The organism is Ferroglobus sp., assembly GCF_015521575.1.
Classification (GTDB): domain Archaea; phylum Halobacteriota; class Archaeoglobi; order Archaeoglobales; family Archaeoglobaceae; genus Ferroglobus.
The window spans coordinates 1-7,775 of the sequence record NZ_WANY01000240.1 but is presented as its reverse complement, the minus strand read 5'-3'; the positions used below and the strand labels follow the sequence as shown (position 1 = coordinate 7,775).

Annotated in this window: 7 protein-coding genes; 4 read left to right on the top strand and 3 right to left on the bottom strand. The window is 42.7% G+C overall.

Annotation, left to right across the window (positions count from 1 at the left end; all coding sequences use genetic code 11):
* Both F7C14_RS09685 and F7C14_RS09680 read right to left on the bottom strand, forming a co-directional pair.
* Positions 1-736: hypothetical protein (locus F7C14_RS09685; protein ID WP_290902331.1), on the bottom strand; the 736-nt coding region annotated here is incomplete at its 3' end.
* Positions 733-1,122, bottom strand: a complete 390-nt coding sequence (locus F7C14_RS09680) for a helix-turn-helix transcriptional regulator (RefSeq protein WP_290902329.1) — start codon at positions 1,120-1,122, stop codon at positions 733-735. The genes F7C14_RS09685 and F7C14_RS09680, both read right to left, overlap by 4 nt.
* A gap of 65 nt (positions 1,123-1,187) precedes the next feature.
* Between F7C14_RS09680 and F7C14_RS09675 the strand changes: the two genes are divergently transcribed.
* The 4 genes from F7C14_RS09675 (at position 1,188) to F7C14_RS09660 (ending at position 6,595) form a co-directional block, all read left to right on the top strand.
* Entirely contained in the window at positions 1,188-1,799 is a 612-nt protein-coding gene (locus F7C14_RS09675; protein ID WP_290902327.1) for an MBL fold metallo-hydrolase, read from the top strand.
* Positions 1,800-1,861: 62 nt separating this feature from the next.
* Positions 1,862-5,290, top strand: coding sequence for a DNA polymerase II large subunit (locus F7C14_RS09670; protein ID WP_290902325.1), 3,429 nt, complete (start codon positions 1,862-1,864; stop codon positions 5,288-5,290).
* Positions 5,277-6,155 carry a 2-dehydropantoate 2-reductase gene (locus F7C14_RS09665; protein ID WP_290902323.1) on the top strand — a complete coding sequence of 293 codons (879 nt, stop codon included), beginning with the start codon at positions 5,277-5,279 and terminating at the stop codon, positions 6,153-6,155. Before F7C14_RS09670 ends, F7C14_RS09665 begins: the two co-directional genes overlap by 14 nt.
* Positions 6,152-6,595: a small multi-drug export protein gene (locus tag F7C14_RS09660; protein WP_290902321.1), complete on the top strand. Its 444-nt coding sequence runs from the start codon at positions 6,152-6,154 to the stop codon at positions 6,593-6,595. The genes F7C14_RS09665 and F7C14_RS09660 overlap by 4 nt, the downstream gene beginning before the upstream one ends.
* A gap of 409 nt (positions 6,596-7,004) precedes the next feature.
* Here the strand turns inward: F7C14_RS09660 and F7C14_RS09655 are convergent.
* The coding region (locus tag F7C14_RS09655) for a hypothetical protein (RefSeq protein ID WP_290902319.1) at positions 7,005-7,775 on the bottom strand (771 nt) is incomplete at its 5' end.

The window sequence follows — 7,775 nt, the reverse complement described above, 5'->3', positions numbered from 1 at the left end:
CTTGAAGGCTGTGGGTTAAAGCGTAAAAGTAAGCGTTCCCGAGTATGTCCGAAATTCTCCCAAGTATTATTACAAGTTGTAGGAACATTGCGAAAACGGCAAAGGAAGTTAACGTTACCATAACGAAACCGGATTCCTGAAAGATTTTAAGAGCATCGTAGATCAATAAGATTGTTAGCAAGACGGTGGGGGCAAGAAGGAGAGACATAACCGGAACTTCAAGGCGAGGATCCCATTTTTCAGTAGTTTTTATAGAGGTTAAAAAAGAAAGAATTAGGAGAAAAATAAAAGCTGCGACGATGATGAATTTATTTTCAAGTGTCTTTCTTCCAGCTATTGAAGCCAGTACGAGTCTAACTCCCAGATATAGCAAAAGCAGACTGAAAAATCCGGAGTAAACATGAAAGTAATGAAAAAAGTCATGCCAGAAAGGTTTAAAGAAGTGCTCTACAACTTCTCCAAATCCGATAAAGCCGTTAAATAAAATACCAGAGGCAATGTAATTCCAGCCACCAATTTCCAGTTTTCTTTCAGCGGTGACGATTATTAATGCCGAGATCGAACAAATTAAGAAGTTGAAAAAGCCCGAATAATAGTGGACGTATATCTCGTTCAGATCGTAGTGTTCCTTAATCTGGTTTTCGATTGAATCTCCGCTGAAATATACATCTGAATTCACTAACAAAAAAGATGCTAAAAGGAAAATGAATGCAGCAGATAGTAACGCAAGCCTCATAATTTTTCCTGTAGCTTCTTCTTGAAGTTCTCCACAAGTACATTTGCCATATTTTCTCCAACGTATTTTGACAACTCCTCCTTTAGTTCCGAAAACAAGCTATCAAGCGTATTGTCGTCTTTTCTGCAGGTTTTCAGCAGTAAGCTTAGGATGCCTCTTTTTTCCGGGTTCACAGAATATATGTGGTATTTGTCAACTCTCTTCACATCTACGATTCCGTACTTTTTTAAATGCTTAAGATGATAGGAAACAAGAGGTTGATCCAATTTGAGATACTCGGCTATTTCAAGAACGGACATGCTTTTCTCCATTAAAGCAAGCAGTATTCTAACTCTCGTCGGATCGCTCAGTGCTTTAAATATCGAAATGTTCAGTGCTTCGTACATTTTAATATCGTTAACTACCAATGAATAGAAATAATTTTTTATTCTTTCAATTACTGCTTCTTACGATGGAAGTATTCAAAGGTGTTTACGCCTACGTGTGGGGATCCGCTTTCAGCGACTGTTCGAACGCTTACATTATCAAAGGAGACTCCACGATAATAGTTGACCCGGGGAGCTATAAAAGCTACACGAACCTTTTCGGACTTATGAGGAATGACGGGATCGAGGAAGTCGATTACGTATTTGCAACGCATTTACACAAAGATCACATCGAAAGCGCTCCCATGTTTTTGAGAAAAGGAGCTTTATTATCCTACAGCGAAAAAGAGAGGAGGAGTCACCACTTCAACATAAAGCCGGATTTCGAAATGCCAAGAGTTGTTGATTTTGGAATAAGAATTGAAGTTCTCGAAACTCCCGGGCATACAGAGGGGAGCCTGACCTTCTACATTCCCGAGTACTCCGCTGCCATAACCGGAGATTTGTTTTTCGAGAATGGAATTCCAGGAAGATGGGATCTGGCTGGGGGGAGTAGAGAAAGTCTGATAAAATCACTTGAAAAAATTTCGAACCTTGAACTGGAATTCGTTCTTCCCGGACACGGAAGAATTTTCAGCGGAAGGAAGGGAATCGAGGCTTTAATTGAAAAAGCGATACATATCGCTTCAAAATATTAAACAGAGCAAAATATCAAAGTTTCGAGAGATAAAAATTAATTTAGGAGCGGAAAGTTCCTATGATGATAGTAACTCTTGACAAGTTCTTCCCTCTTTTTGAAAAGGAGGAAGAGAATAAGGAGTTTGTAAAATTCTCCCAAGAGCTTAAGGAGTATCACGAGAGGTTGCTTAAGGAGGTTGAGAAGGTTTACGAAATTGCTAAAAAAGCGAGGGCTTTAGGACTCGATCCCTCTACGGAAGTGGAAATTCCCGTTGCAAAAAATATGGCGGAGAGAGTTGAAAAGCTTCTAAAAATAGATGGGATAGCTAAAAAAATTGTTGAACTTGAGGAAGAAGGGCTTTCAAGAGAGAAAATCTGTTTTGAAATAGCGAAATGCATAATAGAAGGCGAATTTGGGAATTTCAGCAGAGAAGAAGCTTTGGATAAAGCAGTTAGGGCGGCTGTAGCAATTCAAACGGAGGGGGTTGTTGCAGCACCCATAGAGGGGATTGCTAAGGTTAAAATAGATAAAAACTTCGACGGAACCGAGTTCTTGAAAATATACTATGCCGGACCGATAAGGAGTGCCGGTGGTACAGCCCAAGTCATTTCCGTTTTGGTTGGAGATTACGCAAGGAGATTGCTCGGTTTGGATAGGTACAAGCCAACTGAAGAGGAGATTTTAAGATACTGCGAGGAAATTCCCCTCTACAAAAAAGTTGCGAATTTGCAGTATTTGCCGAGCGATAAGGAAATCAAGCTTATAGTTTCCAACTGTCCGGTTTGCATAGACGGAGAGCCTACGGAGGATGTGGAGGTTAGCGGATACAGAAATCTGCCGAGGGTTGAGACTAACAGAGTTAGGGGAGGGATGGCTTTAGTCATAGCTGAGGGAATTGCTTTAAAAGCTCCAAAGCTGAAAAAGATAGTCGAGGCTATAGGAATAGACGGCTGGGAGTGGCTGGACGAACTCATAAACAAAGGGGAAGAAGATGAAGAGGAGGCTGTTGTAAAGCCCAACGACAAATATCTTTCGGATATAGTTGCCGGAAGACCAGTTTTCTCCCACCCCTCAAGGAAGGGAGGCTTCAGACTTCGTTACGGAAGAGCGAGAAACTCCGGTTTCGCCACTGTGGGTATAAACCCGGCTACGATGGTTTTAATGGACGGATTCATAGCTATCGGCACTCAGCTGAAAGTAGAACGTCCGGGGAAAGCCGGAAGTGCCGTGCCGGTAACGAGCATTGAAGGACCGACTGTAAGACTGAAGAACGGAGATGTTTTAAGAGTGGACAGCTACGAGGAGGCTTTAGCTATTAAGGATCAGGTGGAGAAAATATTGGATCTCGGAGAGATTCTGATAAACTTCGGAGACTTCCTTGAGAACAACCATCCTCTCGTGCCATCATCTTACGTTTACGAGTGGTGGATTCAGGAAGTTGAAAAGGTTTTGCCGAGGAAAGATTATAGAAAGATAAGCGAGGACGAGGCTTTGAAGCTTTGCGATGAGTATGGAATTCCGCTACACCCGAACTACACATACCTCTGGCACGACATAAGCTTCGAAGAAGCCAAGTACTTGCAGGAATGGGTCAGTAGAGGAAAGGTGGAAGGAAAATACGGGAAGAGCTGCTTAACGCTGGAAATGGACGTGAAAGGAAAGGAAATTCTTGAAAAAATTCTTCTTCCCCACAAGGTTAGGGATGGAAGGATCGTCATCGAGCAGTGGAAGGTTTTCGTCAGATGCTTGGGCTTGGACGAGAACTTGAAAATCGTCAAAACTTGCGAGGAAGCTAAAGACGGACTTGAGTTCGTGAGAAAAGTTTCTGGATTAGATGTTAGAGCGAAAGCTCCTACAAGAATAGGAGCGAGAATGGGACGTCCAGAGAAATCGAAGGAGAGGGAGATGAAACCTCCTCCACACATCCTTTTCCCAGTCGGCTTGGCTGGGGGAAAGCAGAGAGACATTAAAACAGCTTTAGAGTATAAAGGAAATGGGGAGAAGGGAGTTATAGAGGTCGATCTCGCTTTGAGAATTTGCAAGGAATGCGGGAAGGAAACTTTCTGGTTGAAGTGCGAATGCGGAGGTTTGACAGAGCAGATCTATCAGTGTCCGAGGTGCGGAAGCAAGACAAAATCAGAAGTCTGTAAGAGCTGCAGAATTGAGACGAGAGGGTACAAAACTTGGAAGATAAACATAAAGGAGCTTTACGAGAAAGCCAAGAGTAACTTGAAACTCAATGCGGAGGGAGTTGTTAAGGGGGTTATAGGCTTAACCTCCAAGAACAAGTTCGCTGAAAGACTTGAAAAGGGAATTTTGAGGGCTTTCCACGGAGTTAGTGTGTTTAAAGACGGGACTATAAGATACGACATGACAGACTTACCATTAACTCACTTCAAGCCGAAGGAAATAGGAGTTAGTGTGGAAAAGCTCAGAGAGCTTGGATACAGGTACGATTACAAAGGAAACGAGTTGAAGAGGGACGATCAGATAGTCGAATTAAAGCCGCAGGACATAATTCTTTCGAAAAAGGCTGCTAAATACCTTGTAAAGGTTGCAAAGTTCATAGACGATCTTCTTGTCAGATTCTACGGATTGGAACCTTTCTACAATGTAGAGAAGGAAGAAGACTTGATAGGACACCTCGTTATAGGATTGGCTCCACACACCTCTTCTGGAGTTTTAGGGAGAATTATCGGAATAGTTGATGTCAACGCTGGATACGCTCATCCGTATTTCCACGCTGCCAAGAGGAGAAACTGCGACGGGGATGAGGACTGCGTTATGCTCCTCTTGGATGGTTTGCTGAACTTCTCAAGGGAGTTCCTGCCTGAGAAGAGAGGGGGACAGATGGACGCACCTCTCGTTTTGACGACAATCCTCGATCCGAAGGAGGTTGACAGCGAGGTTCACAACATGGACATCGTCGAAAGGTATCCTCTCGAATTCTACGAAGCAACTTTGAGATTTGCCTCTCCTAAGGACGTTGTTGAGTACATCGAGAGAGTTGAGGATAGGCTGAAAGATGAAAGCAAGTACTACGGATTGAAATTCACCCACGACACGGAGGACATCTCTTTGGGAGTTAAGGAAAGTTCCTACAAGAGCCTTGGGTCTATGGAGAGCAAAGTTAAAGCTCAGATGGGGCTGGCTGAGAAAATCGTTGCGGTTGACGAGAACGACGTGGCTGAGAGAGTCATAACCTCCCACTTCCTTCCAGACATCATCGGAAACCTGAGAGCTTTCTCAAGGCAGGAGTTCAGATGCATAGACTGCAATCAGAAGTATAGAAGAGTGCCTCTCAGCGGCAAATGTAAGTGCGGAGGAAAAATCGTGTTGACTGTTCACGAAGGTGGGATAGTGAAGTACCTGAACGTCAGTAAAGACCTTGCTGAGAAGTACGCCGTGAGCAATTACACAAAGCAGAGGCTGAAGCTGATTGAGGTGGAAATTAAATCCCTCTTCGAAAGCGAACTTGAGAGGCAGGTGAAGATAAGTGAGTTCTTTTAAAGTGCAAATTTTTGGAGCCGGAGCTTTGGGATCTTTATTCGGAGCTTTAATTCAGGAAGCGGGCTACGATGTTCACTTCGTCGCAAGGGGAAAGCAGCTTGGGGCTTTAAAAAAATCTCTTAGGGTTGAGGGATTGAGAAAGATGGAGTTGAAGGTAAAGGTGAGCGACAAAGCTGTAAACGCAGACGTTACCTTTGTTACTGTAAAAGCCTACGATACCGAAAATGCGGCAAAATCGCTGGCTAAGGTAAATCCGGGTGTTGTTTGTAGCTTGCAAAACGGAATAGGTAACGAAGAAATTCTTGCCAGATATCTGGATAACGTCGTTGGGGGAGTGACGACCTACGGAGCTAATTTAAAAGACTTCGGAGTCGTCGTTTTCGCTGGAGAAGGTGTGACTTACATCGGGGAATTCAAGGGAGAGGGTGTGGAGAAGGTGGAAGAAGTTCTCAGAAGCTCGGGAATAAACGTTGAAATCGTTGAGGATATAAGGGAGAAAATCTGGGAAAAAGCTGTGGTGAATTCGGTTATAAATCCTATAACGGCGATATTCAAAGTGAAAAACGGAGAAATCTTGAAAAACGAATTTCTTTGGGAGATAGCTGAGAAAACTGCAAAGGAATCTGAAAACGTTGCAAAAAGCATTGGATACGACATTGATGCCGTAAATGCTGTTAAAACTGTGGCGGAAAAAACAGCCGAAAACATCTCTTCAATGCTTCAGGATGTGCTCAGGAATAGGAGAACGGAGATAGATTTTATCAACGGAGCTATAGTTAGGGAAGGTTTGAAAAAAAATCTGGACGTCTGCTACAACAGTTTTTTATGGAAGGCGGTTAAAGCGATCGAAAAGGTGAGAGGTTGAAAGAAGTCTTGGTGGTTTTAACTTCCGCTTCGCCCATTTCCGAGCTGAGAGGGGGGATTCCTCTCGCCTTATATTTCGGCTTCTCTCCGATTGAAGCGTATTTTCTTGCCGTTCTCGGAAACATGATCCCGGTTCCGGTAATTCTTCTTCTTTTAAAAAGAGTAGAGAGGATAATAGAGATATTTCCGGTGATTGGAAAAATTTACAATAAGTGCGTTGATTTGGCAGTGAGAAGGAAAAGTGTCGTGGAAAAATACGGCTATATCGGCTTGACTATTTTCGTTTCAATTCCTCTGCCGGTAACTGGGGCTTGGACAGGAACGCTGATAGCTTTTCTCCTTAGAATGAACCCCCTGAAGTCCGTGATTTTTATATACCTTGGGATTCTCATCGCTGGAATAGTTGTTCTTACGGTTAGTCTAACTCCCGCAATGCTCTGAGAAGTTGTTTCAGACATTTTTCGGTCTTTCCTTCGCTGGTATGAATACAACGACTTAGATTCTATCATGCTAAAATCTTTTCAAGTTATGTAGCGTTACGAATAAAAAACTGGAATTTTACAGCTTTTCTTTTTCTTTTAATTTATTCGAGGGGTTTTAAATTCCATAGCTTTTAAAAAGCCTGCTCAAAACTTCGAGAGAAAACCAGATTTTTAAATAAACTCTTCTGTAGAATTATAGTCATATGTTGGAGTGTATTAGTCATAGAGATTTCGAGTTAATATATAAAATATATAAAATTTTTTATTTCGGCATAGGTGTTGCGGAAGCCACGATATATTCTTATATAGACTCAAGCTATTACTGGCCGAAGAATCCGGCAATAGATCGTCTGCCGTCCGCATCCTGATCAGAGATTCCTCGCAATGAAATATTTCAGTAGTTTTTGTTGTTCTGGCGTCAGGGAGAACTGTTTAAGCCTACCTATCTTTTTGTTGATAATTGTTGGATTTCCGTCATTATGCAGCGGGTCCACGAAATACAGGATTGATATTTTAAGTTCTGCCGGTTTCATCTCTCCTAAATCTCCGTATCGCTTCCGGTAGTAGCGTTCTTTGATGAAATCGGCCACTGCGCTCACCATAATTCGAAGATTGTAATAATATTTGCTCCCGAGCCTGATTCCCTCACCGAGAAGCTGTGACGATTCCAGATTCCTGTTCATTTCATCTATGGATGATTGTGGCACCTCTCTCGGATCGAAGATCGCAACTGGAAACCAACTAATGTAATACCCACCCCGCTCAAAGTATATCGATATACGCGGGTTATATTTCTCATAATGTCTGAAGTATTTCTCTGCCTCATTAAAAGATGAGATCAGCGCTGTAAACAGTGAGATGGGAAGGTCGTTGTAATAGTAGTCCTCTGTGCTACTGTACCATCCGGTGAATTTGCTCAGTGCGGTTGATACGGTTTCGATCTCTTCTTTGGTGCCTTCTCTGGTTTTAAAGATATGCCAACTTTTATCCGCCAAGTCCATGTAGTCAGCAATTGTTCCAATCTTTTCCAGCTTGACCTTCAGCTTAACCGGGCGGATGAATTCGAGCTTCTCGGGATCTTCGGGGAAAGGATAGAGAGATTTTGTGAAAATTTCCTCCGGATGGTTTATGGCGTAATC

Excerpts from the sequence above, each read along its gene's own strand:
- F7C14_RS09680 (WP_290902329.1), bottom strand. The coding sequence starts at position 1,122 with ATGTACGAAGCACTGAACATTTCGATATTTAAAGCACTGAGCGATCCG.
- F7C14_RS09670 (WP_290902325.1), top strand. The coding sequence starts at position 1,862 with ATGATAGTAACTCTTGACAAGTTCTTCCCTCTTTTTGAAAAGGAGGAA.
- F7C14_RS09675 (WP_290902327.1), top strand. The coding sequence starts at position 1,188 with ATGGAAGTATTCAAAGGTGTTTACGCCTACGTGTGGGGATCCGCTTTC.